Raw genomic sequence first — 18011 nt, forward strand, 5'->3', positions numbered from 1 at the left:
TTTTAGTTGTATCTGTCTTATTTCTGCCTTTTCATCGGCATTGTTATTGGGAATAGCGGATTGTCAACATGCTCCTGATAGATAATCTTCACCATCTCGTCGACTATCTCTGGATATGCTTGTGCCACGTCTTTATCTTCGTGAAGGTCGGTCGCAAGGTTGTAAAGATGTGGTACACCACGGATAACAATGAGCTTCCAATCTCCCATACGGACACCTATCTGATTGGTCTCAGCAAACTCCCAATAGAGGTGCGTATGCTGTTTTTGTGCCTTTTCATCGCTCATCAAGGTAGGATAAATAGAGATTCCATCGAAATAATCGACAGTCTTCTTCTTATTTGTATAGCGTTTTTGAAAATTGCGTACACCGGCCACATCACAGAAGGTAGGCATGAGGTCGTAGAACGCAAACGGCAAGTCGTTGGTCACTCCTTCCTTAATATGTCCTTTCCAACGGGCAATGAATGGAATACGGATACCTCCTTCGTAACACTGTCGTTTAAGTCCTCGTAGTTTCCCATCACGATTGAAGAAGGCTGGGTCAGCCCCACCCTCCTCATGAGGACCATTATCACTGGTGAAGATGACGAGTGTGTTGTCGGCAAGTCCCTGTTCGTCCAATGTACGAAGAATTTCTCCTACATACGCATCGAGGCGACTTATCATCGCAGCAAACTGCGCATGGGTATGCTCGACGGCGTTATAACGTGAGCCTTCTTGCCCTCCCCACGTCTTATCCTCAAAGAACTTCTTCTTATAAAAGGCCACAAGCGAGTCGTTGGGTTGTGTCAACTCGGCATGAGGAAGCGTATAAGTGAACACACCAAAGAAGGGTTTACCCTTTTGTTGGTGCTTCAGCCAGTTCAAGGCGTGCTGGTGGATGAGGTCGGCCGAGTAGTCTTTGCGCTGTGCATACTGCTCGCCAAACATCGGATAGGCTATGTTGTTCTGCATCACCACACGTCTTACCGCACTATCACCACGCTCCCTACTATACTCATTGAGGAAGTTAGGATAATAAAGATGGGCTTGGAACTGACAGATGTAACCATAGAAATCATCTACCCCACGCTTGTCAGGCGTAGAGACCGACCCCTCGTAGCCACCAGCCCACTTACCGAACATACCCGTCCGATAGCCATTGTCTTTCATGATTTCAGGTAGGATGACATGTTCTGGGTCGTAAGGATGTTGCCCAACAACGCTGAAATCGCGGTTTTTCCCATAGTAGATAGGTTTGCTCGGAGCCCAATACTCTTTATTTCCACGCACCTCCGTATGTCCAGAATGTTGTCCTGTCATAAAGCAGGCACGCGATGGAGCACTCACTGGTGCACCTGCATAAGCTTGTGTGAAGCGCATCCCCTCCTTTGCCATACGGTCGATATTCGGCGTAAGGATATACTTCTGTCCATAGCAACCAAGGTCGCCATAGCCCATGTCATCACACATAATATATATAATGTTAGGCTTTTGTTGTTTTCTCTGTGCCACTGCTTCTGCTTGTCCACAAGCCAATATTGCTATAGGCAGAAATGTTTTTGTTAGATTCAGACTCATAATTAATATTATACTTAGGTATTTTCTTTTCCTTATACTTAGCCTTAGGTTCTGTAAAACTCTAATGAGCATACAAACTTACATAAAAAAAACGAATTGACAAACACTAACTTGGTAAATCAAACAAAGTAACTACAAGCGCCTACAAAAACATCTTTTACTTTCTATTGCGTTATCTTTAACACCTGTCTCTGCCATTTTCAAAACAATTGTAGCAACTCTTTTATACTCTATTTAAGTTGATTATCACCACCAACTCACGCCCCTCTCCGAATTATTTTCATGAAGAAAAAGATTTATTTACGTGAGCGGAAATATTTTTCTTCATGAAAATAATTCAGAGAGAAGAGGAGTGCATAGAAGAGAATAGGATAATTTGCTCGCTAAAAGTAGGAAGATAAACATACAAAAAAGCCCGAATTAATCGAGAAAAGTTATACTTTACTCAATCAATTCGGACTTACTATTTTATAGAAAGATCCTTATTACTTTAGCTCATGAGGTAAGCACAAGAAAGAGTCATTACCTCACTCGGAAATAGTGTTGGGTTTAGAGACAAGGATAAGCCTACTTAATTCTATCCAACAGTTCCTTTGGTAGCTTTGGCATAGCACCATTCTGCGTGCAGACATACGCACTAACTTCCACCGCTAACTTGTGAGCTTCGGTGATAGGCATGCCTGCAAGGAGGGCAGAAGTAAATGCCCCTGTGAAGGAATCACCAGCGCCAACAGTATCGGCAACCTCTACTTGTGGCGTCTCATAGAACGACTTGTGTCTTGGAGCAAACACATAAGAGCCATTAACACCGCAGGTTAGCACAAGCATATCGAGGTTGTACTTCCCTAAGATGAGCCAACACTTGTTCTCTATATCAAGACCTGGATAGCCAAAGAGGCGACCGATGGTCACAAGTTCCTCATCATTAATCTTAAGAATATTAGCATGTTGAAGCGAGGACGTGATGACCTCCTTTGAATAGAAGTTCTGTCGAAGGTTGATATCGAATATCTTTAGACAGTCTTTGGGTGTTGTCTCAAGGAATTTCTGTATTGTCTGACGACTTACACTACTACGCTGTGCGAGTGAACCAAAGCATACTGCACGACAGTTCTTGGCAGCTTCTTCTATCTCAGGCGTAAAGGGAATGTTGTCCCAAGCTACCCCCTCTTTGATATCGTAGGTAGGTATTCCTTCGCTATCGAGTTCTACCTGTACCGTTCCTGTCTGATAATCCACCTCGGGCATAAGGTAGTTTACACCCTTTTTATCGAACTCATCGAGTGTTTCCTTACCTAAGGCGTCATTACCAACAGCACTAATGGCCAATGATTCATGGCCAAACTGTCCTGTGTGATAAGCAAAGTTTGCTGGTGCACCACCGAGCTTTCTTCCTTCAGGAAGACAATCCCACAATGCCTCTCCGAGGCCAACGATTAACTGTTTCATATCCGTATTATTTATTGTTCATTCTTGGTATATAAGTAAAGAGGTAGAGTACGCCCACTGCCATGACGATTACAGCACCGAGCTGTTGCGCCATTGCATCGCTTGCAAAGCCCATGAAGAGCGGGAAGATCGTACCTCCAAAGAGTCCCATTATCATCAGTCCGCTTACTTCGTTCTGCTTGTCAGGCACACTCTGAAGGGCTCTGGCGAATACCATAGAGAATATATTGCTATTGCCATAACCGACAAGTGCGATGGCTACATATACTGCTCCAACACGTGTTCCAACGCCCAACCAGACCATAGCCGCAGCCATCATCAATACCGAAATGGCGAAGAACAGCTTATTATTCATTACTCGCAAGAAGAATGAACCAGTAAGACATCCAAGCGTGCGAAAGATGAAGTAGAGTGAAGTAGCAAATGCTGCATCATTCAGAGTCATGTTGAATCGCTCCATAAGTATCTTTGGTGCAGTGGTATTAGTACCTACATCGATTCCTACATGGCACATGATTCCAAGGAAGCTAAGCAATACGATTGGTTTACCCAATAGGCTTAAACATTGTATGAAAGAACTTGCCTTACCTTCAATAGGCTCTTCCTTGATAGGAGTTGAGAAGAGCAAGAGAGTGGTAAGAACGCCTATTACAAGATAAATAGGGAATAGGACACGCCATCCAAGACCAAAGGCTGGGATGCTGGCTTGCGCTCCCCACATGGCAAGATAGGGTGCCATGAAGGAGGCGATAGCCTTTACAAACTGTCCGAAGGTGAGGGTTGAAGCGAGGTTTCCACCCTTCATAACGGTAGAAACAAGCGGATTCAACGAGGTTTGCATCAGTGCATTGCCTATTCCAAGGAGTGAGAACGACACGAGCATAAGCCCGTATGACTCGCCAAAGATGGGGAGTAGCAATGAGAACAAGGTGACGATGAGACTGAGCAGAACTGTCTTCTTGCGCCCAATCTTGTTCATCAACATCCCCGTCGGCACTGAGAAGATGAGGAACCAGAAGAAGACAAGAGACGGAAAGACATTGGCTGTGGAGTCAGACAGTTGTAAGTCGTTCTTCACATAATTGGAGGCAATACCCACCAAGTCGACAAAGCCCATCGCAAAGAAGCATAGCATTACGGGCAGTAGTGCGAGTTTATTGGTCTTTGACATAATCTTTAAATTTTTAGTTTGTGTAGTTCTATTATTTTAATTATACTTGCAAAGTTACTTTTTTACGAAGAAAGAAACCTTGAAATTCCGTTCATTAATATCAACAAATATATCTCTAACAAGATTACATATAATTAATAGACAGAATTAATATTTTTTCTTTTATTACTTTTGATCCTTCAATTCATAAATCTTTACTTTGCATCCCTTTACTATTATCTTATCATAAGGCTTTGACGGAAAAACGAGGTTAGTCATTGCGACTTTACCTTCAGTATCAAAAGCTTCAATACTACAACGGTCTATAAATATTTGCATTGATTTAATAACACCATTAGTTGGAGCTACCGTCTTAGCCTTAAAGTCACTATGGAAATCAGTAACACCACTCTCTGTACGATCCATACTGAAAGTAGCATTCTTTCCATCATAAACCATAGTAACTCGTTCTCCCTTGTCATTACTTAACACTATAGAAGCATTACTCTTAATATTGGTCACTTCTATATAAGCAGCAGGTTGGAGGCGTCCAGACGGTTTCTTCTCAAAGGCAGCAAAGACTTCAGGTGATGGCTTTACGCTAACATAATCTTCCCCATTGTAACTATAAAGCCCCAAGTCTCTTGGCAAACCATTGGCTGAACGGAACTGCTGTGTAGGTACTTGATTAGCATACTGCCAGTTACTCATCCATGGAAGAACGACAATTCTACCATCAGGAGCATTGCTGAACGATACGGTTGCATAGTGATCTTTTCCATAATCCATCCACTTTGTTACCTCAGGTTTTGATTCGCAAGTGAATTTATGACCATCAAATGAGCCTACAAAGTATTGAGTTGCACTACCACCAAAGGGACCTCCAGGGTTAATATTACAGATAAGCACCCACTTATCACCCATCTTCAAGAGGTCAGGACATTCCCAAACACCTCCATGATTACCATACCCCTCTCCAAAAGAACTCTCAAACTTCCAGTCTTTCAAGTTCTTTGAGCTATATATATTCATCTGCTGTCCTGCTGCAAGAATAAGATTCCATTGCTTCACTTCTTCATTCCAAAAGACATTAGGATCACGGAAGTCAGGTACATCACTTGTAAGAATTGGGTTGTTTACATACTTCTTAAAAGTCTCACCATTATCCGTACTATATGCAATACTTTGTGTTTGCGCAGCTCCTGCAGAAGTGTAAAAAGCAACAACAGCATCCTTTCCAAACCCTGCGGTATTTTCTTTATCAACGACACTACTACCACTGAAAATAGTTCCAAGTGCATCTGGTTGTATCACTTCTCCATGATTTTTCCAGTGTATGAGGTCTGTAGAGGTACTATGCGCCCACGTCATATTCTCCCACTGCGAACCATAAGGGTTATACTGATAGTATAAATGCCATACACCATCTTTGTAGAACATACCATTAGGATCGTTCATCCAGCCATAGACTGGAGTATGGTGATAGATAGAACGGAACTTTTCACGATTCTTGGAATCAAACATATTTGTTGCTTTTATATCTTTCCAGCAAACGAAATTATTGATTAAACCGATACTACGCTTATCTCCTGAGAACTGGATATCAAGCAACACATCACCACCATACTCACTGATATCGAGTGGAACGCTATAATCAGTTTTATTGATGGCGAGCTTACAATTGAATTCTTTTACAACTTGATTATCTTTGATAACGCGAATATGTGCATAACCTTCTTCCTCCTCTACTGGAAGAAGAACATACTTATCTGTTGTCTTCACACGTTTTATTGCGTGATTTGAACTTAAGAATGATTGCGCATGCATAAGCGTAGTAGTTATGAAAAGGCAAAAAGCCAATAAATTAATCTTTCTATTCATCGTAGGTTGTTTATATGTATTTTTAGTTTCAGATAGACAAAGATAGACATTTTATTGATAAGTTAGAAAGAAAAGTCGCTCATTCAATGATATTATTTGCAATGATAGGCAATTTCTCACGGAATGAACGACTAAATTTCAACTATATATTTATTCTATCTTCAGTGAAGAAAGGAACTATAATCTTAATACTGACTTACAGCGAGATTACTAATGGTAATGTTACCTCCATAGTTATTAATACTCCAACAGTTCTTCTGTATTTCGTAAATACGGTTAGTATAGCAACATACGTCATTAATATACATTACCGCTATACTATTGTCTGTATAGATGGTCACATGATAGACGTTGTCTGTTGGACGAGCGAAGTTGTAGCCATCAATACCATTTATGAAACCACGACCCGCAGAACCTTCTTCCTCAAAGTTTATCTTACGTGTCTGTTCATTTTCAGGATTTACCACCAAAGAATAATACTTCTCAGAATCTGTACCACGTACGAATGAGACACCAAACTTATCCCAGTTATTAGAAGTTGTTATCGTGAAGGTAATTTTATTGTGATAGCCAAGACGGTTGAAAAGTAGGTAAGAATCACCAGAAAGCTTATAGCCATCAGTTACATTCTCAACACCATTATCACTCTTTGCCATAACCTTTACTTCTTGTTTTTTGCCGTATTTATCGCTAATCCCTTTTACTTCTCCTAAGGTAAGACTACCATCAGCGTGTTGTATGAGACGGTGGACAACAAGGTTGCCAGCCCACTCAGGTTCATTAGGAGCAGCACCAACAGCAGCATTATCCTTACCTGGACGTGTTGGACACCATCCCCAAATATAGCGATTCTGACCATCACTCGCAGTTTTACCTGCATAGAAGCCACGACTATCTAAGAATCCCTCATGTCCATCAGGCCATAAACCAGCATCATTCTGTGTACAAGCCTTGAGTTCATTAAGAGTCTTACCTTTGAAATACTGCACACGACGGATAGCTGAATGCTTTTCACTATAAACAAGATACCACCAATCACCCATCTTAAACACATCAGGACATTCATAGAATCGGTCCCACATCATGGTCATAAACGTTCCAGCATGGGTCCACGTCTTAAGATCATCTGATGTAAACTCAGCCAAATGACCTTTACTTCCCTTCAGAGTAGAAACAAGCATGTGCCATTTATTATCGTCACCTTTGAAGACAAAGGGATCACGGAAATCATCTTTACTATATCCGTAATCATCACCTTTCAAGCGGAAAACACGATTCTTAGTCCATGTTTTGAAGTCGGATGATGTTGCCATCATCACCATCTCACCATTATTGGTAGAAGATGTTTGATATCTATGACCTGTATAGAAGGTATAATACAACCCATCAGCATCATTATAAACAGTAGAACCTGTACCCAGTGCCGCATCCTGCTCATTGATACCACCACAATGAATCAACTCTCCAAGTGATTGGTAGTTGGCTCCATCTGATGTTTCTACAGCCCAGATAGGATGATAAGTACCCGCCTGATTAGGACGAAAGTCCTGTAAATACATAACTTTAAAATTCTTTGTTTTAGGATCAAAGAAAGGCATTGGGTCTCCAACAAATCCAACAGTTGGCTTATAAAAGGTAGCTTGCCCCATTTCATCTGTAGACTTGAAATAAGTTGTTGTATTCCAATCTTTTTCCTCTATCATGGTCTTATCATCGCTACAGCTCATTAGTGAGGCTGATAAAGATGCGATGAGAGCGAGAGAATATATCATAGTTCTCATATCAATTATACTTTATTTAATGATTCATTAGATAGTTGAATGCGTTCTGTGTCATCTTGGCAATGTTATTGTGGTAAAAGGCTGGGACATCATCTACACTGTACCAGTCATAACATCCAGAACCAATACAGAGAATCTTGCCCTTTGTTCCAGTTGCAGGGAATTCCCATGCAACGACAGCACCATCACCACCATAAGCCAAATCTTGTGCTCCAGTCTCTGTACGCCATTTATTTAAGTTATCATATCCACCCCAATCGGTACCAATATGCCATTGAGCAGTTGAATTGGTGATACGGTAATTTGCATCACAAGTATAAATAGAGTTAGGCTCACCACTCTTCATTATAAGATTTTGGAAAAGAGGATGACTCGTATGCCCTTGAATAAAGAAGTTCCAAGGACCACTTACTTTCTCAGCATCAGCTTCGTTCTGCCCCCAACAATTATTTGGAGCAGCATTGTTTGCTACTGCGCCAATCTCAGCTGGCATATTTGTTGCATATCGAGTGAAGAGGAAAGAACCACCATTATTATAATAGTCTCTTAAGGCAACTGCTGCATTGACAGCCTCAGGCGCACTTCGTTCGAAAGCTTCTTTTCCATCTACTCCTCCATCCTTATGATAATGCCACCATATCACTTTACATTCGCTAAGATCTACTGTGCCATTCTTAATATCAGTAAATGATGCATATAATGAATTTGGAATATTCTGAAGCATCCACTTACAAGCAGTTAATTCCTCTGAATTGAGTTCATTCATCGAAGCAGGCAAGCTAACAAAGATTGCAGTAGGCTTACCAATAGCTGTTACTTTTACTGTATAGATTGCAGAAGCAGTATTATTAGTGACAGTGAATGTAACTGGATTAGAAAAGTCTGTTGCAATACCATTAGATGGACTAACCGTCGCATTTGTACTCAAACCTATTGTAGGGATTAGAGAATGGAGGTCAAGCGTATTTGGCACATAGACAGAAATAGTCTTATTCGCTTCATCAATAACACCATTATATGTTCCATTAATCTTAAAAGAAATAATCTTTGCCTCATCTCTCAATACATTGATAGTCCAATCAAGGAAGACGTCACCATTCTTAACACTGAGCACCTGAGCCGTAAGCATATTAAGTTTGTCACCCTCTTTGAAATTACAGATTGCGCCAGCACTTACCTTAAGTGTACTAACAGTCATGTTTGTGACATCGTAAGTCTCAGGGACACGCACAGTGATTGTACGTGAAGCCTGATCTACGACACCTTTATAATTATCCAATACGATAGAATCGACTGAACATAATCCGTTTAATTGCAGATCAGAAATATTATTCTCGTCGCTGCAGCTACCTAATGCAAAGAAAGCAATAAGCGCTATGAATAGTGTTGTTATATTTGTTTTCATACTTTACCACTGACCAATATTTTGTTTATAATGTCCGTTTGAAGCAGCTATTTGTGCATATGGAATAGGCAAGTACTCATTCTTATTTTTAGTGAAGTGAGCACTACTATAGATAGAACAGTCATTAGCTTCTTCTGCATAATATTTGTTGAGTACGCGTTCTGCCTCTCCCCATCTTACAAGGTCAAAGAATCTTTCAGATTCCATACCCATCTCTATACGACGCTCCATTTTAACAATATCAAGTGCCTCTACCAGACTGTAGGTTCCTGTATATGGCATAACATTCATTCTCACACCATAATCACTCTGATAATTGCTGATAGCACCTGTGCTTTGTTTGGCACGATTACGGATTTGATTGATGATATTGATTGCCTCGTTAATACGTCCATCATTTAACTGTACCAAAGCCTCAGCACGTTCAAGTAGGACATCAGCATAACGGAAGACAATACGATTCTCTGATGTACCCCACCATGCACCTTTCTTCAGATAAGGACTTTCTGGGTCTACATTCTGCTTTAAAGTTACATAATAGCCATACAATCCATTACTTCTACTCCATGTAGCAGTCCTATCCATCATGAACTTAGAGTTAAATTCATAAGGTAAACCAGAAATACCAATGGTAAGGAATAGACGTGGGTCTGCATAATCTGTTGCTTTATTATAGTCTTGATTGTTAAATGTACCGATATATGGATGTCCATTAGCATCTGTACGATAAGCATTAACAAGGTTTTGACTTGGCTTATAAAAATCACATCCTCCGTCAGTCACACCAGGAATATTTGGAACAATTAGTCCATAACTCCAATTGAGATTACCATTCTTAGTTCCATCATTGATAGAATATTGCATTGCCCAAAGACTTTCCTTTCCATTCTCGAACTGTGGTTCTGGCCTAAAGTTATTATGGAAATCACTCTCTAAGCCATAGCCTCCAGCAGCATAAATAGATGGATCACTAAACTGAACAGCTTTCAAAAGATCGTCTTTTGATATACTTGTAACTTCATTCGTGTTCTCATTATCTTGATGATAAGCCTTATACATATATACCTTCGTAAGGAAAGCTGCAGCTGATGCTTTTGTTGGTCGTCCCTTGTCTGCTTGATGAACAGGAAGGTTATTGTAAGATTCCATCAAGTCATCAATAATAACTTGCCAACCTTGATCATTCGTATATTCACGATTAGAAAGCATGTTATATTGCTCTGACTTAAGATTAGGGTCTACAACAAAAGGTATATTCTTATACAAACGCTTTAACAAAAAGTGTCCATATGCACGCAAGAACTTCATCTCAGCCAAACGTTCTTCCTTTCGAGGGTAGACAGTACTATTGACTTGTTCAAGAAGAGCTATTGCCGTGTTGGCACGTGATATACAATTGTATAATCTTTGCCACATATCGCTAATATTCCAGTTTGTGGTCAAGACTCCTTGTTCTATTTCAAGTTGATGGAACACATCTCCATCACTTGTTCCGTTACCGCCTTTATAGGCATCATCACTGCGGACATCATAATTCCACATTGAAAACGAAGAATTGATATCTTCTGCTGAAATAAATATGGCATAAGCTGATGTTACGAGTTCATCAACATGATTAGCCTCCTTTACTTGCTCATCACTTAGTGTTGCCTGTGGAGTATGTTCATCCAAGAAGTCTGAACAACTTGTCATACTAAGGGTAGCGAGCACAAGTGCTGAATATATTATTTTTTTCATATTATATAGTCAGATGATAATTGTTAGAATGTAACGTTTATACCGAATGTGATATTGAGTGGAATTGGGTAACCATAGTTTGGATTCTCTGGATCAACACCAGTAAAACTCTTACTATGTATAGTTAATAAATTCTGCGCACTGAGGTAGAAACGTAAACGCTGCATTGCAAGCCGGTTCGTCATACTCTTTGGCAGATTATATCCTAACTGAATAGTACGTAGTTTTAAGTATGAGCCATTCTCTACCCAATAAGTAGAAACACGCTTCTCATTATTATTATCAGAGAGTGAGAGCGCAGGAATATTACTATTTGGGTTGGTACAACTCCATGCATCTAACAAGCGTTGACCCTTATTTAGGAAACCAATATTCAAACCAGCCCAAATATCTGTCTGCTTCTTTAAATCAGAGATAATATCTACACCTTGTACACCTTGCCAGAACATTGTGAAATCAAAGTTTTTGTATTCAAGATACACATTAAGACCATAAGAAAAGTCTGGTGTTGGATTATAAATCCAGTCTTGGTCTGCTTCTGTAATGACATTATTGCCATCCAAGTCTTTCCAACGCATACGTCCAAGTTTTGCACCATCCTGTCTCGCATGATTATCTATTTCATCTTGGCTCTTAAAGATGCCATCAGCAACATAGCCAACTTGTGCACCCATAGGATGACCAATAACACTCTTCACACCATTACCACCAAAGGTTCCATTGGCAGCAACTGTTGCTGGCAAAGCTGTTATCTTATTACGATAAGTACTAAAGTTACCTGCTATGTCATAATGAAAACCACCATTGGTTGACTTGCGATAACCCAAGTTGAGTTCTACGCCACGATTCTCCATAGCACCAGCATTGATCCACTGTGTACTTCCTTCTCCCATAGCTGCGATACCAGCCATCTGTACGAGAATATCCTTAGTCTTTTTATAATACCAGTCAAAACTTCCATAGAGTGAAGATTTGAGCATAGAGAAGTCCAGACCAAGATTAGTCTGATAGGTCGTTTCCCATTTGATGTCATTATTACCGAGTTGGTCACGTTTAAATCCACTTGGCAATTGACGACCACCATTAGTACCTGCTATATCATATGATGTACCATAACTCTGACCACCATTTTCATTTACTCCATAGTTACTAACATATATGGTGTAACGCGCGATGTTAGAAATCTCTTGATTACCAGTTGCTCCCCACGATGCTCTAAGTTTTAAATCATTCAACCATTGTGCACTCTTTAAGAACTTCTCTTGATTAATGCGCCATCCCAAAGAAACAGAAGGGAATGTGGCATAACGATTATTCTTACCAAATCGTGATGAGCCATCATAACGAAGGGTGAATGAAGCTAAATACTTGTCAGCATAATTATAATTCAATTTTCCGAAATAAGAAACCAAAGAGTATCCACTTCCTCCACCATAGGCTTGTGCAGTACCAGTACCAGCATTAGGCCACATGTAGGTAGGATTAAGAATCAGGAAGTCTTCTTTATAACCTGAGAAGTAGTTGTCATCTTCACGGTTCAACTCAATACCTGCCATTGCGTCTACACGATGTAAACCAGCTTGCAAATTATAAGTTGCAACAGCATTCCACATCCACTTTGTCCAATGTTCTTGTTTTGCCTCAACTGCATTCTTAGAATTGGCAACCGTTCCTTCTGTTATAGGGTAAGTAAAGAATCTCTGCTGCTTCTGAGCATAATCCAATCCAAAGGTTGAGCGCAAATTAAATCCCTTAAAAAGGTGAAGATTTATGTATGCATCACCAAAAGTACGCCAATAAACATAACGATTATCACTGTTACGATACAGACGTGCAACAGGGTTCTCACGATCAGGATAACCACCGACTGGACCCGCATAAGTTCCGTTCTCTGTGTAAACAGGGAGTGAAGGATTAAACTGAAGAACATTTTCAAGGAAGCCGCCAGGTGCTTGAACCTCTGACGTACGACTTAACGTAAAATGCTCTCCAACGGTTAAAACATCTTTTATCAACTTATATTCAGTATTCATACGAGCTGAATAACGATCAAAGTCAGATGTCTTAATGATACCTAAGTTCTTATAATAACCTAATGAGAAATAAGACGAATGACGATCTGAACCGCTACTTACCGCTACATTATAGTTCTGAACAACACCTGTACGTGTCGTTTTATCAAACCAGTCTGTATCAGCAGCAGGTGTTGTTCCTGCACCATCAAGATACTTACGCATGCTAATGCCATTCAACACAGGATTTCCTTGTACGTCGTAACTCCAGTCGTAACGATACCCTAAACCATTAGTATTTGGATCCATACCATCGTTAACATAAGCTTGCCACATTACCTGTCCATACTGCTTCGCATTAAGAACTTTCATCTTATGGGCATACATTGACGCCGCAATAGAAGCATCAATATCTACGTTTACTCTTCCCTCCTTACCTTTCTTTGTAGTAATAATGATAACACCATTAGCTGCACGGCTACCATAGATAGAAGCAGAAGAAGCATCTTTCAAAACTTGGATACTTTCTATATCACTACCATTTAACTCATGCATACCAGCCTTAGTCGGTACACCATCTATAATATAAAGAGGATCGTTATTATTCAGAGTTCCAATACCACGAATACGTACCGTAGCAGATCCTGAAGGTGAACCATCTGCAGAGATATTCATACCAGGAACCCTACCTTGTAGCGCCTTCATTGGATTGTTCTCATTCTGCTTTGCTAATTCATCTACGCTTACAACCGAAACAGCTCCTGTAAGATCTGCTTTGCGTTGGGTTGTATAACCCGTAACAACGACTTCGTTTAGTTCACTCGCATTTGTCTGTAGCTGTACCTTTATTCCGACACCAGCCTTTACTTCTACACTTTTATAGCCTACATAGGAGACTACAAGTGTAGCACTTTGTGGAGCCTTAAAGGTGAAATTACCATCAATATCGGTGACAGTACCATTTGATGTACCTTTCTGTACCACCGATGCACCAATAACAGGTTCCCCCTGTTCGTCAATCACTTTACCGCTAACATCTGCAGTTTGTGCCATAACCCCAGCACAATACATCAGAAGTAACAGACTCATGATTACTCGCAATACTTGTTTCATGACTTTCTGATAGTTAGTAATACTAAATAATATTCTTTTGGTTTTATGGCGCAAAGATAAGAAATGGTAATATCCTTTTTCAATAATAATCGTTCTCCGAATGTAATAAATGTTACATAACAAAGATATTAATAATAAATGAACGATTTGTCTATTCTCACGAATCTGACAAATCGTTCATTTTCTTAAGTGTTCAACACCTCACCTTACAGGAGATTTACACACCCACAAGTGCCTATATCACTTATTTTAAACAGTTTTCATAATCCTATTATCACTTCTTGGGATTCTCCCCAAACTCGTCTTTATAGCACTTTGAGAAATAACTGGGCGTAGAGAAGCCAACAGCATAAGCCACTTCTGACACCGTACGCTCAGTCGTTTGAAGGAGATGACGAGCACGAGTGAGACGAGCTTTACGTACAATTTCTACAGGAGAATATCCCGTAAGAGCCTTTACTTTCCGATAAAGTTGTACACGAGAAAGTCCGATTTCATCGCCAATCTGCTCTACACTTAAGTCACTATTTGCAAGGTTTTCTTGTATTATCTTTCGCAATTGCTTGAGGAAAGATTTATCAATTTCATTCGAAATATTACCGATTTCATCGTCCTCAACACCTTTTGACCATGTTTGATTCAACTTTTTCCTACTTTCTATGAGATTGTCAATACGTGAAAGGAGTAGACGAAGTGAGAATGGTTTGGACAAATAAGCATCTGCGCCATGCTCATACCCCTCAGCGCGTTGCTCATCAAGACTACGTGCTGTTAGTAAAATGACAGGTATATGACTGATAGCTTTATCCGTTTTCAGCTGTTGACAAAACGCTAATCCGTCCATCACAGGCATCATAATGTCCGACAACACTATATCTGGAACTATTTTCCGTGCAAGTTCCAAACCGACTTTTCCATCAGCGGCTTCACTCACATTATACTTTTCGGATAATACCGACCTTAAATAAGTGCGAATATCGATATTATCATCAATGATTAACACCTCTGGTTTATCTGTTTGATAAGGCTGTATAAGTTCATCTATATGACGAGCTTGATTCGGAACTTCTTCTGCGGATGATGGCTCAACCAATTGTTCTATTTTCTCTGTAGGCTGGTTTGTTACCTCTCCTTTCTGTCTAACAGGAATATGAATAGTAAAGGTACTTCCTTTTCCCTCTATACTTGTAGCACTTACTTCTCCGTGATGCAGTTCTGTGAAAGCTTTTACAATAGCCAACCCAATACCCGTACCACGTCCAGCATTCTTTGCTTGATAGAAACGATCGAAAATATAAGGAAGCTCATCACTTGAAATGCCACAACCATTATCTGCCACACTAATCATAACACGTCCACCCTCCTCTTTAGCCATCAGAGTGATTTCTCCACCTTCAAACGTATATTTTAGGGCATTACTAAGAAGATTATAACAGATTCGCTCTATCTTATCTTGATCTGCTCTGAGCATGATTGTATCAGGGGCATCCATACTAATGGCAATATGCTTCTTTTGTGCAGAGACACTGAAAAGCATAATCCATTGTTTCATACTTTCCGTAAGATTAAAGTCGGAGAGGCGTAGTTCCATCTTACCATTCTGCACCTTACGGAAGTCAAGGATCTCACTGACCAATTGTGTCAGGACAAGCACATTACGTTGTACTATCTGTAGCATACTTCGTTGTTGTGAATTAAGGTTATCATCATGGATGATATAGTTCACAGGATCAGCTATCAACGTAAGTGGTGTACGCAATTCATGACTTATATTTGTAAAAAACTGAAGTTTTGCTTTGTTGGCTTCTTCCTCTATTCTTCGCTTCATAAGGATGGTTCGATAGATATAAACCATAATACCTATCAGCAAGAGAAGGATTATGCTAAAAAGTACAATATACATCTTTTGATGATTATATTGCACCAAATAAGTATCCACCTTCCCATGAAGTGCATTGAGACGGGCGGTCTGCTTGTTCATCTCTTCATTTTGCATAAGTAAAACATTAGCGTTTGCCTTTGTTACCAATGCACCTTTTAGATAGTTGTCACGCTTATAAGGCTTCTTCTCAAGGATATTCAACGCGAGTTGCATAACCGAATCGCCTCGGGTAGGATAGATATAAGAAGCTTCTAAATTACCATCACGAACATTCTCCATACCTCCTCCTGGTACAGGAAGAGCATCTATTCCAACTATTTTTATTCCCTTAACCTTATGCTTCTTTATAGATTGCAAAGCACCTAAAGCCATGCGGTCATTTTGTGCAAAGACATATTGGAAAGACTCCTTAGACTGCACAAGTATACTATCCATAGCCGTGACACCACTTTCTTTTATCCAGTCTCCATACCCACGAGCCACTACCTTTATATCAGGATAATTCTTCAAAGCATCCATAAAGCCACGGTTTCGTTCGATTGCAGGAGACGATGCTTGTAATCCACAAATCTCTGCTATATTCCCTTTACCCTCTAACTGCTGACCGATGAAATCGCCTATTTCGTGTCCAGCCTCATAGTTATCAGCCCCTATAAAGGCTGTATACTTTCTTGAATCGGTCTTACGGTCGAAGAGGATAACAGGGATTCCTGCATCGTATGCTTTATCGATGACCGATGAAATCGTATGAATTTGATTGGGAGAAACAATAAGAAGGTTGACCCCTTCCTTTATAAACTGTTCAATCTGTTGTTTCTGTAACCTGTCATTATCATTAGCTGAAGCAAATTTCAGTGTTACATTATCATGCTGATAGGTACTCATCACAAGTTCGTTGTTGAGCTTATCGCGCCAAATATCTTCAGAACACTGAGATACTCCTATAACATATTTTTTTACGTTGTTATCCGAACAAGCTGAAAATACCAATGTAAAAAAAACGACATATAGCCATTGTTTCATCTGCATAATTATCAAGTAGATTATATTTAATACAGGTTTACCGCAACAAAGTTACATTCTTTCTTCTGTATTTGCAAGTATCGAAGTGAGTAATTCTGTATCTACTAAGCAAGTACTGACTATCTTTTGGTTCTTCCGTTAAATGTGTAGATTGTTAATAGAATGAGATTAATCCACATACATGGTAAGCTTACCTCCAATAAGATTGCTTTATAAGGGGGGGGTAAACTATATAATAAATGTAATTAGGTGTGATGTCTATCTGTCGTCTATAACCTGCTTATTCCCTTATTAAATCATGTTTGTAAATTGTTTTCGTACAGCTCAAACCCAATACATGCTCTTTTGGCTTCTAAAAGACGCCCTTCTGGCTTGCAAAAGATGCTCTTTAAGACCCTTGCTAACGCCCTTTTGAAGTCCAATTAAGCACCTTTTACTTTATACTTGATAACTAACTGATACTCTGTTGATTTCAAACCTGCACCTAATGTGTATTTTTGCCGCTAGTTATAGGTGTTTTCTTTGAAATCATGTAATGATTTTTTAACCCCTTGTCTGCAGGTTTTCGATGTCTTAAAACGAAAAGATTTTCAATGAAAGAGGATGAAAATAGGATAGATAGTTGACTGTCTCAGCTATATTTTTGTTTAATGAGTAACTTTGGCTCTTACGTTAAAGCACTACGAAAAGCGTCCACACATTTAACGGAAGAACCTATCTTTTCAACCTGTCCGTTCCTGTCCGTTCTTAATAAAAAATAGGGTCTTCAGAATTTTGGAGTGATAATAATCCGCCTAAGCTTAGGTCTTTGGCGAGATGTCACACAGAGGAACGGAGAGTACGGAGGAATATCAAAGCAAGCACCGGTAGTCACGGAGGCACCGTCGGTGCGTGGAGCGACGGAGATAGTTTGCCAATTCTGTTAGCAATTTATATACAAAGCGTTCATACCAAAAGGGTTATCAGAAATCTGTACGCTGCACCTCCGTCGCTCTTTGTGCCATCGGCACCTCCGT

The 18011-nt window shown here is 39.9% G+C and carries 9 protein-coding genes; all 9 read right to left on the reverse strand.

The genetic code is table 11. The features are described from left to right. Positions 1 to 17 precede the first annotated feature (17 nt). The 9 genes from CHB62_RS00850 to CHB62_RS00890 all read right to left on the reverse strand — a co-directional run bounded on the left by CHB62_RS00850 (position 18) and on the right by CHB62_RS00890 (position 17001). Positions 18 to 1562, reverse strand: coding sequence for an arylsulfatase (locus tag CHB62_RS00850; RefSeq protein ID WP_089365296.1), 1545 nt, complete (start codon positions 1560 to 1562; stop codon positions 18 to 20). Between the two features lie 567 nt (positions 1563 to 2129). Next, entirely contained in the window at positions 2130 to 3011 is an 882-nt protein-coding gene (locus tag CHB62_RS00855) for a carbohydrate kinase family protein (RefSeq protein ID WP_089365297.1), read from the reverse strand. Positions 3012 to 3018: 7 nt separating this feature from the next. After that, a complete protein-coding gene (locus CHB62_RS00860; RefSeq protein WP_009010978.1) occupies positions 3019 to 4182 on the reverse strand; it encodes an MFS transporter in 1164 nt (387 codons plus the stop codon). 165 nt (positions 4183 to 4347) lie between these two features. After that, a complete protein-coding gene (locus CHB62_RS00865) occupies positions 4348 to 6042 on the reverse strand; it encodes a glycoside hydrolase family 32 protein (RefSeq protein ID WP_089365298.1) in 1695 nt (564 codons plus the stop codon). A gap of 185 nt (positions 6043 to 6227) precedes the next feature. Further along, the gene (locus CHB62_RS00870; protein WP_009010980.1) at positions 6228 to 7823 is read right to left on the reverse strand and encodes a glycoside hydrolase family 32 protein; all 1596 of its coding nucleotides are present in this window, start codon (positions 7821 to 7823) and stop codon (positions 6228 to 6230) included. Positions 7824 to 7839: 16 nt separating this feature from the next. Further along, positions 7840 to 9228, reverse strand: coding sequence for a DUF4960 domain-containing protein (locus CHB62_RS00875; RefSeq protein WP_089365299.1), 1389 nt, complete (start codon positions 9226 to 9228; stop codon positions 7840 to 7842). A 3-nt stretch (positions 9229 to 9231) separates the two neighbouring features. After that, positions 9232 to 10965 (reverse strand): RagB/SusD family nutrient uptake outer membrane protein, encoded by a 1734-nt coding sequence (locus tag CHB62_RS00880; RefSeq protein WP_089365300.1) that lies wholly within the window; start codon positions 10963 to 10965, stop codon positions 9232 to 9234. Positions 10966 to 10988: 23 nt separating this feature from the next. Further along, positions 10989 to 14090, reverse strand: coding sequence for a SusC/RagA family TonB-linked outer membrane protein (locus CHB62_RS00885; protein ID WP_089365301.1), 3102 nt, complete (start codon positions 14088 to 14090; stop codon positions 10989 to 10991). A 274-nt stretch (positions 14091 to 14364) separates the two neighbouring features. Then, positions 14365 to 17001 carry a substrate-binding domain-containing protein gene (locus tag CHB62_RS00890; protein WP_089365302.1) on the reverse strand — a complete coding sequence of 879 codons (2637 nt, stop codon included), beginning with the start codon at positions 16999 to 17001 and terminating at the stop codon, positions 14365 to 14367. Between the last annotated feature and the right edge of the window lie 1010 nt (positions 17002 to 18011).

The sequence above is a fragment of the Prevotella jejuni genome, assembly GCF_900187995.1.
Taxonomy (GTDB): Bacteria; Bacteroidota; Bacteroidia; order Bacteroidales; family Bacteroidaceae; genus Prevotella; species Prevotella jejuni.